At 39.3% G+C, this 16,407-nt stretch carries 18 protein-coding genes; all 18 read left to right on the top strand.

Features of this window, described 5'->3' with window-relative positions; translation table 11 throughout:
* The first annotated feature begins 9 nt into the window (after positions 1 to 9).
* Entirely contained in the window at positions 10 to 1,011 is a 1,002-nt protein-coding gene (gene fliM, locus ACFX4G_RS00620) for a flagellar motor switch protein FliM (protein WP_377572593.1), read from the top strand.
* Positions 1,001 to 2,134 carry a flagellar motor switch phosphatase FliY gene (gene fliY / locus ACFX4G_RS00615; RefSeq protein ID WP_377572591.1) on the top strand — a complete coding sequence of 378 codons (1,134 nt, stop codon included), beginning with the start codon at positions 1,001 to 1,003 and terminating at the stop codon, positions 2,132 to 2,134. Before fliM ends, fliY begins: the two co-directional genes overlap by 11 nt.
* 21 nt (positions 2,135 to 2,155) lie before the next feature.
* A complete protein-coding gene (locus ACFX4G_RS00610; protein ID WP_028410821.1) occupies positions 2,156 to 2,518 on the top strand; it encodes a response regulator in 363 nt (120 codons plus the stop codon).
* A 63-nt stretch (positions 2,519 to 2,581) separates the two neighbouring features.
* Positions 2,582 to 3,223 (top strand): flagellar biosynthetic protein FliO, encoded by a 642-nt coding sequence (locus ACFX4G_RS00605; RefSeq protein WP_097824500.1) that lies wholly within the window; start codon positions 2,582 to 2,584, stop codon positions 3,221 to 3,223.
* Positions 3,216 to 3,884 carry a flagellar type III secretion system pore protein FliP gene (gene fliP / locus ACFX4G_RS00600; RefSeq protein WP_377572589.1) on the top strand — a complete coding sequence of 223 codons (669 nt, stop codon included), beginning with the start codon at positions 3,216 to 3,218 and terminating at the stop codon, positions 3,882 to 3,884. The genes ACFX4G_RS00605 and fliP overlap by 8 nt, the downstream gene beginning before the upstream one ends.
* A gap of 10 nt (positions 3,885 to 3,894) precedes the next feature.
* Positions 3,895 to 4,164, top strand: a complete 270-nt coding sequence (fliQ, locus tag ACFX4G_RS00595; RefSeq protein WP_016765390.1) for a flagellar biosynthesis protein FliQ — start codon at positions 3,895 to 3,897, stop codon at positions 4,162 to 4,164.
* 2 nt (positions 4,165 to 4,166) lie between these two features.
* Positions 4,167 to 4,943, top strand: a complete 777-nt coding sequence (gene fliR / locus ACFX4G_RS00590) for a flagellar biosynthetic protein FliR (protein WP_025750309.1) — start codon at positions 4,167 to 4,169, stop codon at positions 4,941 to 4,943.
* A 2-nt stretch (positions 4,944 to 4,945) separates the two neighbouring features.
* Complete coding sequence (gene flhB / locus ACFX4G_RS00585; protein ID WP_377572587.1) at positions 4,946 to 6,028, top strand: flagellar biosynthesis protein FlhB; 1,083 nt, start codon at positions 4,946 to 4,948, stop codon at positions 6,026 to 6,028.
* Between the two features lie 30 nt (positions 6,029 to 6,058).
* Positions 6,059 to 8,095: a flagellar biosynthesis protein FlhA gene (gene flhA, locus ACFX4G_RS00580; protein WP_060745982.1), complete on the top strand. Its 2,037-nt coding sequence runs from the start codon at positions 6,059 to 6,061 to the stop codon at positions 8,093 to 8,095.
* Entirely contained in the window at positions 8,095 to 9,192 is a 1,098-nt protein-coding gene (flhF, locus tag ACFX4G_RS00575; RefSeq protein WP_377572585.1) for a flagellar biosynthesis GTPase FlhF, read from the top strand. The genes flhA and flhF overlap by 1 nt, the downstream gene beginning before the upstream one ends.
* The gene (locus ACFX4G_RS00570; protein ID WP_377572583.1) at positions 9,185 to 10,054 is read left to right on the top strand and encodes a MinD/ParA family protein; all 870 of its coding nucleotides are present in this window, start codon (positions 9,185 to 9,187) and stop codon (positions 10,052 to 10,054) included. The genes flhF and ACFX4G_RS00570 overlap by 8 nt, the downstream gene beginning before the upstream one ends.
* A gap of 9 nt (positions 10,055 to 10,063) precedes the next feature.
* Complete coding sequence (locus ACFX4G_RS00565; protein WP_097824497.1) at positions 10,064 to 11,107, top strand: protein-glutamate methylesterase/protein-glutamine glutaminase; 1,044 nt, start codon at positions 10,064 to 10,066, stop codon at positions 11,105 to 11,107.
* A gap of 14 nt (positions 11,108 to 11,121) precedes the next feature.
* Complete coding sequence (locus ACFX4G_RS00560) at positions 11,122 to 13,101, top strand: chemotaxis protein CheW (RefSeq protein WP_377572581.1); 1,980 nt, start codon at positions 11,122 to 11,124, stop codon at positions 13,099 to 13,101.
* A gap of 30 nt (positions 13,102 to 13,131) precedes the next feature.
* The gene (locus ACFX4G_RS00555) at positions 13,132 to 13,560 is read left to right on the top strand and encodes a chemotaxis protein CheW (RefSeq protein WP_014458457.1); all 429 of its coding nucleotides are present in this window, start codon (positions 13,132 to 13,134) and stop codon (positions 13,558 to 13,560) included.
* A gap of 50 nt (positions 13,561 to 13,610) precedes the next feature.
* On the top strand, positions 13,611 to 14,105 hold the full coding sequence (locus ACFX4G_RS00550; protein WP_016765382.1) for a chemotaxis protein CheD: 495 nt from the start codon (positions 13,611 to 13,613) through the stop codon (positions 14,103 to 14,105).
* A gap of 49 nt (positions 14,106 to 14,154) precedes the next feature.
* Positions 14,155 to 14,916 carry a FliA/WhiG family RNA polymerase sigma factor gene (locus ACFX4G_RS00545; protein WP_043976506.1) on the top strand — a complete coding sequence of 254 codons (762 nt, stop codon included), beginning with the start codon at positions 14,155 to 14,157 and terminating at the stop codon, positions 14,914 to 14,916.
* A 15-nt stretch (positions 14,917 to 14,931) separates the two neighbouring features.
* Positions 14,932 to 15,459, top strand: coding sequence for a hypothetical protein (locus ACFX4G_RS00540; RefSeq protein ID WP_377572579.1), 528 nt, complete (start codon positions 14,932 to 14,934; stop codon positions 15,457 to 15,459).
* 158 nt (positions 15,460 to 15,617) lie between these two features.
* Positions 15,618 to 16,337, top strand: a complete 720-nt coding sequence (gene rpsB, locus ACFX4G_RS00535) for a 30S ribosomal protein S2 (RefSeq protein ID WP_013058850.1) — start codon at positions 15,618 to 15,620, stop codon at positions 16,335 to 16,337.
* Positions 16,338 to 16,407 lie beyond the last annotated feature (70 nt).

Below are 16,407 nucleotides of genomic sequence, written 5' to 3'. Positions count from 1 at the left end.
GGGAAGCTAGTGGCAGGGGATGTATTATCACAAAATGAAATTGACGCCCTATTATCCGCGTTATCAACCGGAGAGATGGATGCGGATGAGCTAAAAAAGGAAAATAAAAAACAGCGTATTCGTACATATGATTTTAAACGCACCCTGCGTTTTTCAAAAGATCAGATTCGCAGTTTGACGCGAATTTATGAAAATTATGCGCGCATGTTAATCAACGTCTTTTCGGCGCAGCTTCGTAACGTTGTACAAGTGTCCGTTGTATCAGTAGATCAAATTCCGTATGAGGAGTTCATTCGCTCTGTTCCGAAAGTAACCATCTTAAACGTGATAGCCGTCCCTCCTTTAGAAGGGCATATCATTATGGAAGTCAATCCGAACATTGCCTATGCGATGCTTGACCGCTTGCTCGGGGGACAAGGCGAGAGCGGTGGGAAAATTAGTAACTTAACGGAAATTGAAACGAGCTTGATTCGAAACTTGTTAGAGAAAACGTTAGATAGTATGAGAGAAGCTTGGAGTTCTATTGCGGAAATTGAACCTGAAACATCAGAGTTTGAAGTGAATCCTCAGTTTTTGCAGGTAATTTCACCAAATGAAATTGTCATCGTCATTTCATTAAACGTACAAATTGGAGATGAAACGGGCATGATCAATCTATGTATTCCGCACGTTACGCTTGAGCCGATTGTGTCCAAACTGTCCGTTCATTACTGGATGCAATCTTCTAAAAAAGAACCTAACGTACAAGAGGTTGAGCAGCTAAAGGAACAAATCAATGATGCGGAATTGCAGGTTGTAGCCGAGCTAGGAAAAGCGGATATTTCAATTGAAGATTTCCTAGCATTAGATGGAGGAGATGTTATTCGACTGCAAACAAGCGTTCATAATCCGTTAACTATTTACGTCGGGGAACAACCTAAATTTATTGCACAGCCTGGAAAAGTCAGTCGGAAAGTTGCTGTGCAAATTCTAGATGATGTTAAGAGGAGGAACGAAAGGAATGAACGATGACATGCTTTCGCAAGATGAAATTGATGCGTTGTTAAAAGGAACTTCTTCACTTGACGAGTTTTCAGAGCCGAATAAGTCAAGTCAAGTAGACGATTACTTTACGGAAATGGAAAAAGACGCGCTTGGCGAAATTGGAAATATTTCGTTTGGCAGTTCAGCAACAGCGCTATCGGCTTTATTGAATCAAAAAGTCGATATTACCACACCGTTTGTATCGCTCGTATATAAAGAAGAGCTGACGAATGAATTTCCAAATCCTCATGTCGCTGTGCAAGTTCAGTATACAGAAGGGTTTTCTGGTACGAATTTGCTAGTTATTAAACATGAAGATGCAGCTGTTATTTCAGATTTGATGCTTGGTGGAACGGGTGAGAATCCGACGGAAATCATGGATGAAATTAAGCTGAGTGCAGTGCAGGAAGCGATGAATCAAATGATGGGTTCAGCAGCGACGTCTATGTCCACGGTATTTCAAAAGAAAATTGATATCTCTCCGCCGAGCTTGGATATTTTAAATATTCAAAAAGGGGAAGGCACAGAGCTGATTCCCCAAGATGACGTCTTTGTAAAGGTCTCTTTTAATTTGAAGGTAGGCACATTAATCGATTCGAATATTATGCAGCTTTTATCATCGATATCTTTTGCCAAAAGCTTGGTGGAAGAGCTCTTAGTTCCAAGCGCAGAAGATACAGCAGCTTCTATTGAAAAAGAATCAGATCTTAACGAAAACCAAGCAGAACCGCCGGCAGCTGAATACATACAGGATGAAGAAACACAGCAGGCAGAACCTGTTCATGTACCAGTTGATGTTCAGCCCGCATCGTTTTCAGAGTTCGAGCACATGTCTTCTCCTCAAGGGAATTCACGAAATTTAGACATGCTGCTTGATATCCCGCTTCAAGTTACCGTGGAGCTTGGAAGGACTAAGCGAACGGTTCAAGAGATTTTAGCATTATCTTCTGGTGCAATCATTGAACTTGATAAACTAGCAGGCGAACCAGTAGATATCTTGATTAATAGCAAATTAATAGCAAAAGGTGAAGTGGTCGTCATTGACGAGAATTTTGGCGTTCGCGTAACCGATATTATTAGTCAAAGAGACCGTATTAACAAACTAAAGTAATGATTTTTAGGAGGAGTAGAGATGGGAAACCGAATTTTAATTGTAGACGATGCTGCATTCATGCGCATGATGATCAAAGATATTTTAACGAAAAATGGATATGAAGTAGTAGCGGAAGCGGCAGACGGCCAGCAGGCTGTGGAGTTATTTAAAGAGCATGCACCAGATCTTGTCACAATGGATATTACGATGCCTGAAATGGATGGAATTACAGCCTTAAAAGAAATTAAAAGCATAAAAAGCGATGCTAAGGTGATTATGTGTTCAGCCATGGGCCAGCAGGCAATGGTGATTGATGCGATTCAAGCAGGTGCAAAAGATTTTATCGTTAAGCCTTTTCAAGCAGATCGAGTATTAGAGGCAATTTCAAAAGCAATTGGATAAACAACAGATTGGCGGGGCTTTCCCGCTAATCTTACACTATGTTGAAGTAAGAGGTGGCAGACATTGCTGCGAAAATTCGTAATTGCTGCGCTGTTAATAAGCGTATTAGCAGGATCAAATCAAATCGTTTATGCAGAAAGTGGATCTGCATCCGTAAAAGAATGTTTGGAAAAAACGGAGAAGTGTTCAGAGAATGAGAGTACTGATTCAAAAGAAAAAACTGAACTCCAGGGGACGCCTACGCTTTCAGCTGGAGATATCGTGAAGATGATATTCGCGTTTTTACTTGTAATTGGGCTGCTTTTTGCGCTCTTAAAATTTGTAAATAAAAAAGGAAGGCTGCTGCAAAAAAATAAAGTAGTACAAAACTTGGGTGGTACAAATGTTGGAAGCAGCAAATCTGTACAAGTAGTTAAAGTTGGAAATCAGCTTTTTATCATCGGAGTCGGTGAAAATGTGCAGCTTCTTTCAGAAATTACAGGGCAAGAGAAACAGCAGCTGCTCACGCAGTATGAGGAACAACAGAAAAACGAGAGCGAATATAAAGTCGTACTACCGTCTTTTTTAGAAAAATTGACTTCTAAAAAAGAAGAGAAATCTAGTCATTCTTTTCAGCAGCTTTTTCAGCGAGAAATGAATGAAATGAAAATAAAAAGGCAAAACGTACTGAAAGAGTTAGAAAGGAACAAAAAGAACGATGAATGAAGTGATGAATCTCTTTAACTCGAGCAGTCCTACAAATATTTCCACGTCTGTCCAGCTTTTGTTGCTGTTGACGGTGTTTTCGGTAGCTCCTGGAATTTTAATTATGATGACCTGCTTTATACGAATTGTCATTGTGCTGTCATTTGTACGTACATCGCTCGGGACACAGCAAATGCCTCCTAATCAAATATTAGTTGGTTTATCGCTGTTTTTAACGTTTTTTATTATGGCGCCAACTTTTTCTCAGGTAAATGAACAGGCGCTTCAGCCGCTTTTAAAAGAAAAAATCACGCTGAATCAAGCCTATGAAAAAGCAGCTGAACCAATGAAAGAATTTATGAGTGCTCATACAAGACAAAAAGATTTAGCTCTTTTTTTAGAATATGCGGATATAGATAAACCATCCTCTGTTCAAGATATTCCCTTAACTGCGCTCGTTCCGGCTTATGCAATCAGTGAGCTAAAGACAGCATTTCAAATTGGATTTATGATTTTTATTCCTTTTCTCATTATCGATATGATTATAGCAAGCGTGCTGATGTCTATGGGAATGATGATGCTTCCTCCGGTTATGATTTCGCTCCCGTTTAAAATTTTACTATTTGTACTGGTTGACGGCTGGAATTTAGTTGTTAAATCATTATTAATAAGTTTTCAATAGGTGATAGACAATGAATGGAGAATTTGTCATTTCGTTAGCAGAAAAAGGCGTGTATACGATCTTAATTGTATCTGGCCCTTTATTGCTGCTGGCCCTTGTAGTTGGGCTCATTATTAGTATTTTTCAAGCAACTACCCAAATTCAAGAGCAAACTCTTGCTTTTGTTCCTAAGATTGTAGCGGTCTTAGTAGGGATTGTATTTTTTGGTCCGTGGATGTTATCAAAAATGATTTCATTTACATATGAAATTTTTTCAAATCTGTATCGGTACGTAGGATAGTTATGAGTCAGTTGATCTTATCCTATCCCGCGTTTTTACTAGTGCTAGTGCGGGTAACGTCTTTTTTTATTACGGTTCCGCTATTTTCATACAAAACGATTCCGGCAGTTCATAAGGTAGGTTTGTCTGCCTCGCTATCCGTCATTATTGCGACAACAATTGATTTACCCGTCGTTTCGTTAGATGCACAGTTTGTACTTTTAGTAGTAAAAGAATGTGCTGTTGGGTTGTTTATTGGTTTGACTGCGTATGTATTTATTATGGCTATTCAAATTGCCGGAGGTCTCATCGATTTTCAAGTTGGGTTTGCGATTGCCAACGTAATAGATCCGCAGACAGGGGCGCAAAGTCCGATACTAGGTCAATATTTATATGTATTTGCTCTCCTATTTTTATTATCGACCAATGGACATCATTTATTAATAGACGGCATCTATAATAGTTATTTAATTATTCCGTTAGACAAAGTAGCTTTCCCTGTGGGAAGCCAAGCATTTGCTACACACATCATAACTGTTTTTTCATCGATGTTTTTAGTAGCTGTTCAAATGTCTTTGCCTTTGGTAGGTTCATTATTTTTAGTCGATATCGCGCTTGGAATTGTCGCAAGAACCGTCCCGCAGTTAAATATTTTCGTAGTGGGGTTTCCGGTAAAAATTATTGTTGCCTTTATTTTGCTGATTGTCGTGATGGGGAGCATGTTTTATATGATGCAAATCATATTTGAACAAATGATAGAAGCGATGCGCGCGATGATCCGCATATTAGGAGGGGTGTAGCTTTGTTTTTAGTAAAAGTTGATTTGCAATTTTTCGCGGGAGAAAAAACGGAAAAAGCTACACCTAAAAAAAAGCAAGACTCTAGAAAAAAAGGACAGGTAGCTAAAAGTCAAGACGTTACAACTGCGCTCATCCTTTTAATGGTTTTTCTTTATTTTTTGTTTGGAGCCAAACAGTTTTTACAGCAAATGATGAAGTTGTTAAGAGAAGCTTTTCAAACGTATATGCTTGAGGAAGTGACGGCAGAGCGCGTATTTGCAATGTTTAAGCACCTTCTTCCTTCAATAGCCCTTGCAGCAGGTCCTGTTATGCTCGCAGCTTTTATTGCTGCGCTCGGAGCGAATTATATGCAGGTGGGTATTCTTTTTTCCACGGAGGCTCTTCAGCCTAAGTTAGAAAAGATTAACCCTATTAGCGGAGCCAAACGGATTTTTGCCATGAGAGCGCTGGTAGAACTAATCAAGTCAACGCTGAAAATTATGTGTATCGGAGCCGTCACGTTTTTTATCTTATGGATTCACATAGAAGATGTATTAAATTTATCTCAAAAAAGTATAGGGGACTCGCTGGTTGTGCTGTCTAAGCTTGTTTTTCAAATGGGACTTGCAGCCTCGCTTATGCTTTTATTTTTATCGCTGCTTGATTATTTGTACCAAAAGTTTGATTTCGAGAAAAATATTCGAATGTCAAAGCAAGATATCAAAGATGAGCATAAAAACATTGGAGGGGATCCTCTAATCAAATCAAAAATAAAGCAAAAGCAGCGGGAAATGGCAATGTCTCGCATGATGCAAGAAGTTCCAAAAGCAGATGTCATCATTACAAACCCCACTCATTATGCCATTGCTTTAAAATATGATGAAGAAAAAATGGATGCTCCCTATGTTGTAGCCAGCGGCGTAGATTTTATTGCTCAAAAGATTAAAGGAATCGCCAAAAGCCATGAAATCATCATGGTAGAGAACCGTCCGCTGGCAAGAGCACTTTTTGACCAAACTAAAGTAGGAGATGCAGTACCCGAAGAATTTTTTAAAGCGGTGGCTGAAATATTAGCTTACGTATACCGCATTCAAAATAAAATGTAACGTTACGCTATTGTAAGGAGAGAAAAATTAATGTCTGCAAGAGAACTGCCAGTTGTTATAGGTGTTGTACTCATTATCGTTATGCTTGTTATTCCGTTGCCTTCATGGTTATTAAGTATTTTAATCATGATTAACATTTCTCTTGCACTGCTTGTACTGCTCGTTTCCATGAATATGAAAGAACCTTTAGAGCTATCGGTATTTCCGTCTTTGCTGCTGGTTCTTACGCTGTTTCGATTAGGTTTGAACGTATCGACGACACGTTCAATCTTAGGAACAGGAGAAGCAGGCGGAGTGGTGGAAACATTTGGCCACTTCGTTATTGGAGGCAATCCGTTAGTGGGCTTTGTTGTCTTCATTATTTTAATTATCATTCAGTTTCTCGTTATTACAAAAGGAGCGGAGCGTGTTTCTGAAGTAGCTGCCCGCTTTACCTTAGATGCGATGCCGGGTAAACAAATGAGTATTGATGCAGATTTAAATGCAGGTATGATTTCAGAAAAGCAAGCAATTGACCGCCGTGAAAAAATTCAGCGCGAAGCAGATTTTTATGGAGCAATGGATGGAGCCAGTAAATTCGTCAAAGGTGACGCCATTGCAGGGATTGTCATCACCCTTATTAATATCTTATTTGGGATTATTATCGGTATGCTGCAAATGGGAATGTCCATCACTGAAGCATCCCAAACCTTTACTTTGTTAACAGTAGGCGATGGGTTAGTGAGTCAAATTCCAGCCCTTATGATTTCAACAGCGACAGGTATTATCGTCACTAGAGCTGCTTCAACAGGTAATTTGAGCGAAGATATTACACAGCAGCTGTTTGCTTTTCCAGTTATGCTTTATGTCACTGGAGGAACGATTGCGGCTCTTGGTTTAATTACGCCAATTAATGATGTTATTACAATGCCTATTGCTATTTTGTTAGGAGTGGGAGGCTATTATTTGTCTCGGGCTAAGCATCAGGCGGTTCGTGAAGAAATGGCTCCTACTGAAGAAGAGATGGAAGACAATGAAATGAAAAGTCCGGAGAGTGTTGTCAATCTATTAAGCGTTGATCCAATTGAATTTGAATTTGGGTATGCATTAATTCCGCTTGCTGATACGAATCAAGGAGGCGATCTGCTCGATCGAATTGTGATGATTAGGCGACAGCTGGCACTTGAGCTAGGATTAGTCATTCCGGTTGTTCGCATCAGAGATAACATTCAGCTTCAGCCCAACGAATACTGTCTTAAAATAAAGGGCAATGAAGTGGCAAAAGGGGAGCTTCTGCTCGATCACTATTTAGCAATCAGTCCGGGAATGGATGATGATTTGATTGAAGGAATTGATACGTTAGAGCCAGCTTTTAAGATGCCTGCAAAATGGATTAGTGAGTCGGTGAAGGAGCAGGCTGAGATGTTCGGGTATACCGTTGTTGACCCGCCGTCGGTTGTGTCTACGCACATAACAGAAGTTATAAAATCGTATGCGCATGAGCTGATTGGAAGGCAGGAGACAAAGCAACTAATTGATCACACAAAAGAAACGTATCCTATTTTAATTGAGGAAGTAACGCCTAATCCTCTTTCCGTTGGAGACATTCAAAGGGTACTGGCAAAGCTTTTAAAAGAAAGCGTCTCAATTCGAAATTTACCCATTATTTTTGAGGTGCTGGCCGACTACGGAAAAATGACGTCAGACACCGATTTGTTAACTGAATACGTCCGGCAAGGGCTCGCAAGACAAATTACCAGTCAATACACGGTCCAAGAAGGTCTGCTCCGAGTTCTTACCCTTTCAGGAAAAGTTGAAAAAACGATGGCGGAAGCTGTTCAACAAACGGAGCATGGGAATTATTTATCACTAGACCCTAACGTTTCACAAGCTATCGTGGAAAGTATAGCCAAGCAAACAGAAACACTTTCTTTTCAAGAACAGTCTCCAATTGTGTTATGTTCTCCTGCGGTGAGGATGTACGTGCGTCAAATCACTGAGCGGTATTTTCCCCATATGGCGGTTTTATCATATAACGAGCTAGAAGCAAATGTTGAAGTTCAAAGTGTTGGAGTGGTGGATATCTGATGAAAGTAAAAAAATACGTAGTAGCATCCATGCCGCAAGCTATGAAAGCCATTCGTTCAGATTTAGGTGAGGAAGCGGTTATTTTACATTCGAAACAAATTCGAACAGGAGGGTTTCTTGGCTTATTTACTAAGGCGAAAATAGAAGTATTGGCAGCTGTCGATTCTGTAGAAAAGCTGAGCGTAAAGAAGAATTCATCGCCGCCAGCACCCAGTATGGAAGATAATCAATCTTTTATGAAGCAGCAGCTCAGTGAGTTAAATACTCTTGTCTCACAAATGAATCAAATGCCAAAGGTTTCTTCAAGTTCATATCCAAAAGCAGTGGAGGATGTGTTTGCCTATTTGCGTTTGCAAGAAATAGACGAAGCTATTTTAAAAAGCATAGAGGCTTCTATGCTAGAGTACTACTACTTACATCGCCCTAACTCAAATCAACTTATGGAGTGGACGAAGAGCTGGTTTGTCAATCAGTTTAAAGAAAGTGAATGGAGCGGTCCTTTCAAAAAATATGTAAGTGTAGTAGGACCAACAGGTGTCGGTAAAACAACAACTCTTGCTAAATTGGCCGCAAAATGTGTCCTGGAACACAATCAAAAAATAGCATTTATTACAACTGACACGTATAGAATTTCAGCGATTGAGCAGCTCAAGACGTACGCTTCGATCTTGAATGCGCCTTTAACGATTTGTTATAACGGAGCAGATTTTAAAAAAGCTTTGCTAGAAACGGAAGCATACGATGTGATTTTTATTGACACAGCAGGTCGTAACTTTTTAGAACAGCAATATGTAAATGATTTAAAGAAAATTATTACGTTTCAAGAAGATTTGCAAACGTTTCTTGTTTTAGCCCTAACGTCAAAAGTATCAGATATGAAAGCTGTATATGAACGTTTTGTTAGTCTGTCTGTTGATCACTTGATTTTTACGAAGCAAGATGAAACCACCCGTAAAGGCTCGCTTTTAAATATGTTATATCATTGCGGCAAGCGGGCTGCTTTTACAACAAATGGGCAGGATGTACCAGAAGATGTGTCGGCATTTAAAATAAAAGAGTTTATTGACGATGTGTTTGGAGATTGGAAAGATGAATGATCAAGCAGCAGTTTTAAGAGAAAAAGTGTTAAAGAAGCATCAAAACTCTTTAAGGAATTGTAAAACACTAGCCGTGTTAAGCGGAAAAGGAGGAGTTGGAAAGTCGAATCTATCATTAAACTTATCTCTTGCGCTAACGAAGCAAAAGCAAAGATTTCTTCTTTTTGATATGGATATAGGGATGGGAAATATTGATATTTTGATTGGGCAAACTGCTTCATATACGATGGTCGATTTGCTAGAAAAAAAACTTTCCATCCAGAAAATTATTAAAAAAGGTCCTCAAAATTTAGCTTATGTGGCTGGTGGAACAGGAATTTCCTCTGTATTTGAATGGTCTCCATCAGATCTTGCTCATTTAATACAAGAATTGAATTCGTTAACAAATCAATATGATTATATGATTTTTGATATGGGAGCGGGCATGTCAGAGAGTGTGCTTAAGTTTTTAAAAGCTGTAGATGAAATGATCGTGGTCACAACACCAGAACCTACATCTATAACTGATGCCTACGCTGCTATTAAGCTAGCAGCTTCCTATTCTGTATCAGCACCGGTTCGTCTTATTATTAACAAAACGCTTTCTGACAAAGAAGGAAATGAGACGTATGAACGATTTAGCCAAGCTGTTCAGCAGTTTTTGAACATATCTATTTCTCTATTAGGTATTGTACCAAACGATCAAGCTGTCCAGAAAGCGGTCAATCGCCAAACGCCTTTTTTGCTTCAAAATCCAGCATCTAAAGCGAGTATATCACTAATAGAAATGGTGAGTATTCTTATTCCTCAAGACAATAGGATAACGGCTAAAAACGAGGGAATGTTTATTCGGCGCCTCAAACGATTTTTTCTTGAAAGGTAGGAAATTAGAGTGAATGAAATAAAGGTGCTTATTGTAGATGATTCTGCATTTATGCGAAAACTAATCGGCGATTTTTTAGCATGTGACAGTCGTTTTCACGTTGTGGGTACCGCACGTAACGGTGAAGAAGGGTTAAAAAAAGCGCTTGAGCTGTCGCCAGACATTGTGACACTTGATATTGAAATGCCCAAAATGAATGGCTTAGATATGTTAAAACAGCTCATGCGTGTGAAGCCCCTTCCTGTTGTCATGTTATCGAGTACAACAATAGAAGGTGCTGAAAATACGCTGACCGCTATGCAGTACGGCGCAGTTGATTTTGTTGCTAAACCTTCGGGAGCTATTTCGCTGGACTTACACAAAGTGAAAGATGAGCTTATCTCTAAACTATTGCTTGCTAGTAAAGCCAACATATCTTCAAGCAGTCATCAGCACGTGCAAAACAGCAGTGTATATAACCTCCCGATGGGGACGAAAGTGAACAAAATGATTTGTATTGGCACTTCTACTGGAGGACCGCGTGCGCTACAAGAAGTATTATCAACTGTTTCAAAAGACATAAACGCACCTATTTTTATTGTGCAGCATATGCCTCCAAATTTTACAAAATCATTAGCGGTTAGACTAAATCAGCTAGCTGCTATTGAAGTGAAGGAAGCAAAAGACAATGAAATCGTTCGCTCAGGATGTGCTTATATTGCGCCTGGAGGTTTTCATATGACGGTTGTAGAGAAAAAAGGACAGCTTAGCATTTGTTTAGATACTTCTTCACCTGTAAAGGGACACCGCCCCTCAGTGGATCGTTTGTTTCAGTCAATTAGTAAAATTTCAGGTTATCAAAAACTTGCTATTGTGTTGACAGGAATGGGGGCGGATGGAACGGAAGGGGTTATTGATTTAAAGAAAAATAAAGACGCGCTTATATTGGCTGAATCGGAAGAAACAGCTGTCATTTATGGGATGCCCAAATCAGCCGTTTCTACAAAACTTGTTGATTATATTGAACCGTTGCGAAACGTTGGAAGCTTTATTTCTCGCTACGCACAGAAATAGGAGGGAAAGTTACGATGGATATGAATCAATATCTAGAAGTGTTTATTGAAGAAAGCAGGGAACATCTTCAAAACGTTAATGACCAGCTAATGCGTTTTGAAAAAAATACCGATGATCTTGGCTATGTAAACGAAATTTTTCGGTCTGCTCATACGTTAAAAGGTATGTCTGCAACAATGGGATTTGATGATTTAGCACAATTAACTCACAAAATGGAAAACGTGTTAGATGCTGTTCGAAATCACCAACTCGACGTTCATACGGAAGTTCTTGATGCTTTGTTTGAATCAGTCGATGCGCTAGAAATAATGGTTCAATCTATTTCTGAAGGCGGCGATGGTCAGCTTGATGTCAAATTGCTTGTTCAAAAGCTGCAGTGTATTGTAGCAGAGGAACCCGTAGCACAGCATGCAGCTTCTTCCATTGAGTACGATGAATTAGTACAAACGCTGCTCAGCCAAACGGCAGACCAAGGGTTTAACGCGTTTGAAATAACCGTACAGCTTGAACGCACCTGCTTATTAAAAGCTGCACGCGCTTATATGGTATTTGATGTGTTAGAGCAAGCAGGAGACGTCATTAAGTCAGCGCCAACTGTTCAAGATATCGAACAAGAAAAATTCGAATCATCTTTTATCGTTATATTAGTAACAAACGAATCACAAGAAAAGCTGCAGGCGAGCATTATGGAAGTCTCTGAAGTAGAAAGTGTGAAAATTGCTGCGGTCCCCGTAAAAAAGGAGACAGAAATGGAGGAGCTTGTTTCACCAGAAGTAGCAGTAGCCATACAGGAAGTTACTGTGTCAGCACCTTCTAAATCGCCTGTTGAAGAGAAAAGACAGCCCTCAAATAACAAGACGATTCGAGTTAATATTGACCGTTTGGACAGTCTCATGAACTTGTTTGAAGAACTAGTTATTGATAGAGGCAGGTTAGAACAAATATCAAAAGAATTGAATAATAGCGAATTAGACGAAACGGTAGAGCGGATGTCTCGTATTTCGGGAGACTTGCAAACGATTATTTTAAATATGCGTATGGTGTCTGTAGAAACCGTTTTTAATCGTTTTCCCCGTATGGTGAGACAGCTTTCAAAAGATTTAGAGAAACAAATTGAACTTCAAATTGTCGGAGCTGATACAGAGCTGGACCGAACCGTCATTGATGAAATTGGAGATCCGCTTGTTCACTTATTAAGAAATGCCGTTGACCACGGAATTGAAATGCCTCAAGCACGCTTAGAGAACGGAAAGAATGAAAAGGGAACGATTCGCCTTAAAGCTTATCATAGCGGAAATCATGTCTTTATTGATTTAGAAGATGACGGGGCGGGCATCAATCGTGAAAAGGTACTGCAAAAAGCGTTGGATCGAGGAATTGTTGATGGGAAAACAGCTGAAACGCTGACGGATAAACAAGTGTACGAGCTCATTTTTGCTTCGGGCTTTTCGACGGCTGAGCAAATTTCAGATGTTTCCGGACGAGGAGTAGGTTTAGATGTCGTGAAAAACACGATTGAATCGCTAGGGGGTTCTGTAACGATCGATTCTAACGAAGGATACGGTTCGCGTTTTTCTATTCAACTGCCCCTCACTCTGTCTATCATTTCTGCTTTACTCGTGCAAATGAGTGAAGAGCGCTATGCCTTGCCGCTTTCTTCGATTATTGAAACAGCTATTGTTCAGCCCAAAGAGGTCATGCATGTACACGGTCAAAAGGTTATTGACTTTCGAGGAGCCATTATTCCTCTTCTTGATTTAAAAGAACTATTCACTGTGCCTAACTCAGTACAAGGTGATCATTATTCAGTAGTCATCGTGAAAAAAGGAGAAAAGACCGCTGGGTTAATTGTTGATTCTTTTATCGGTCAGCAGGAAATTGTTTTAAAATCTCTAGGTCATTATCTGCCGGGTGTGTTTGCTATTTCAGGAGCCACGATTTTAGGGGATGGACAAGTAGCACTTATCATTGATTGCAACGCTTTGATTAAATAACAAATGCTGTAAAAAGAAAGGGAGAAAGGCATGAAAATTATTGTGTTTCAATTAGGAGACGAGGAGTACGGAATCTCAGTAGAAGAAGTGCAGTCGATTGAAAAGATTCAGCACATAACACGCGTTCCTGGAGTAAAAGAATATGTAAAAGGTGTTATTAACCTTCGCGGTGTTATTACACCGATTATTGATTTGCGCACTCGTTTTAACTTGCAAGAACAGCTTAACCATGAGCTGACACGTATTATTATGGTTCGTCTTAATGATGTAGAAGCAGGTTTGATTGTCGATGCGGCAAATGATGTAGTGGATATTGATGAAAAAACGATTGCTTCAGTGCCTGAAACAGTTGAAGGAACGGCTGTAGAATACTTAAACGGAGTCGTTAAAGTAGATAGCCGTTTAATTGTTCTTCTAAATTTACCTAAAGTGCTCTCTTTAGAAGACCACCTCCAGTGAGCCAAACGAATAATGGATATCACGCTGAAGGTTCTAGGAGTTGAAGAATCGTGAGAGATGATAAACAAGTGATTAAGGTAGGAATTGCCGAGATGAATGTTACACATGCACCCGCAGTGCTTCGAACAGCGGGATTAGGATCATGTGTAGGAGTTGTCGTTTATGACTCTATTCACTCAGTAGCTGGGCTCGCCCATGTGATGCTTCCGGATTCAAGCGGAGCTAAATGTCCTTTTAATAGAGCAAAATATGCAGATACAGCCATTTTTGATTTGATAAATATGTTGATTAAACAAGGCGCACATAGAAAATTGTTAAAAGCAAAAATAGCAGGAGGCGCGCAGATGTTTCAATTTGAACCAAGAAATGATGTCATGCGAATTGGCCTTCGAAATGTTCAAGCAGTAGAGAGAGAGCTGCATAGAAACAGTGTAGAAATTGCAGCAAAAGCTACAGGAGGACACAACGGACGCACAATTGAATTTGATCCTCAAACGGCTATTTTAAAGGTTCGTACGATTAACGAAGGGATAAAAACGATATAAAGCGCGCTCTGACTGTTTAATAGCGCTATAAAAAGGAGTTGAAAGACCCTTGAAAAGTATACAAGAAGTTGAAGAACATAAAATTTGGCAGGAATGGATAGAGACGAAAGACTCACATGCGGGAAACATGCTTGTTAAAAAGTATATGCCGCTCGTTAACTATCACGTTCAGCGGATTAGCGTGGGGCTGCCGAAGAATATTCATAAAGAAGAGCTTCGTAGTTTAGGGTTAATCGGTCTTTACGATGCTTTGGAAAAGTTTGATTACGGTAGAGACTTAAAGTTTGATACATATGCGTCTTTTCGAATTCGAGGAGCGATAATAGACGGGCTTCGTAAAGAAGATTGGTTATCAAGAAGCGCAAGGGAAAAGACGAAAAGGATTGAGCAAGCAACAGAAGCACTTGAACAAAGGTACTTGCGCAGAGTTGCACCAAGTGAGGTTGCAAAAGAAGTAGGCATGACAGAAGCAGATGTCGTTCATACGATGAATGAAGGCTTTTTGGCTAACGTGTTGTCAATGGAAGAACAGCCGAAAGAGTATGAAGATGGAGAACAAAAATATACGATTAAAGATGAAAAAACGCTCTCTCCTGAAGAGGAGCTAATTAACGAAGAACGATATCAAGAGCTTGCTGAAGTTATCGAGCAGCTAAATGAAAAAGAGCAGCTCGTTGTTTCATTATTCTATAAAGAAGAGTTAACTTTTACAGAAATCGCACAGCTGTTAGGGCTATCTACTTCACGTATTTCTCAAATTCATTCGAAAGCGCTGTTTAAAATGCGTACGAGTTTAAGTAAAATAATTTAGCGAAGAGGTAAAAGGATGGGGTTTTTACTCACAGTTAGTTTTTTAATTCATGGTCTATCACTGTTTTGCATTATTCTTTTATATATGCAAGTGACCAAAGTGAAAAGGATTGAACGCTTGCACCAGCAAAATATAAATAAAATGGAAGCTGCGATGAGTTCATATCTGGCTGAATTTCAAGAACAAAACGAGCAGTTTTTAAGGCAGCTTCGAGAGCGTTCCACTTCGCTTTCTTCGGAAGCGGAAAAAAGCAGCGTAAAATCACCTTTGGTAGATGAAGAAGACGTGCCTGTTCAAAGGGTGGATCTAAAAAGTGAGCCGTCCCAGTCGCTGCATGAACTTCTTTCTATAGAAGAAAATCAGAAGCATATACGCACACCTTTTGATGAATTAACTACAGACCAAATTCAAGATTTGTCAGATGAAGAGATAAAAGAATTTTCTGTTTATTCAAAAGGGAAAGGTTTAACAATTGAAGAAATTGCAAAACATTTACACAGAGGGAAAACTGAAATTGAATTATTATTGAAATTTCATCAATAAACTTAATGAAACGCTTGCTTGTGAAAAAGGAGTGTGCTATATTTGTTTTTGGTGTTATTACACACGCTTGTTGATTCGGTTGATGGTGCTACTTTTTGTAGTTTCGGCTGAAGATGAAATGAGCGGAGGAGACTTAAAACCATTAGGAGGAAAAACACATGTCAGTAATTTCAATGAAACAATTACTAGAAGCTGGTGTACATTTCGGTCACCAAACTCGCCGTTGGAACCCAAAGATGAAGAAATATATCTTCACTGAGCGTAACGGCATCTACATTATCGATCTTCAAAAAACAGTTAAGAAAGTAGAAGAAGCGTACAAATTCGTTAAAGAATTAGCTGCAGACGGCGGTACTGTTTTATTCGTAGGTACGAAAAAACAAGCTCAAGATTCTGTTAAAGAAGAAGCAGCTCGCGCTGGTATGTACTTTGTTAACCAACGTTGGTTAGGTGGTACATTAACTAACTTCTCAACTATCCAAAAACGTATCAAACGTTTAAAAGATATCGAAAAAATGCAAGAAGACGGTACTTTCGAAGTACTACCTAAGAAAGAAGTAGTTCAACTTAAAAAAGAGTTAGAGCGTCTTGAAAAATTCTTAGGCGGCATTAAAGATATGAAACAACTTCCAGATGCATTATTCATCATTGACCCTCGTAAAGAGCGTATTGCAGTAGCGGAAGCTAAAAAATTACACATTCCAATCGTTGGTATCGTAGACACTAACTGTGATCCAGACGAAATTGATTATGTAATCCCTGCAAACGATGATGCAATTCGTGCTGTTAAACTTTTAACTTCTAAAGTTGCTGATGCTATTCTAGAAGCTAAACAAGGTGAAGAAACAGCAGTTGAAACTGAAACAACTACTGCTTAATTCCGTGAAAGGTGATAAGAGGGAATAGCCTTTTATCACCTTTTTTTGAAAAGATTTAACCCATTTATAT

It is taken from the genome of Priestia sp. YIM B13486 (genome assembly GCF_042787865.1).
GTDB classification, from domain to species: domain Bacteria; phylum Bacillota; class Bacilli; order Bacillales; family Bacillaceae_H; genus Priestia; species Priestia megaterium.
This window is presented reverse-complemented; position numbering and strand designations above follow the sequence as displayed.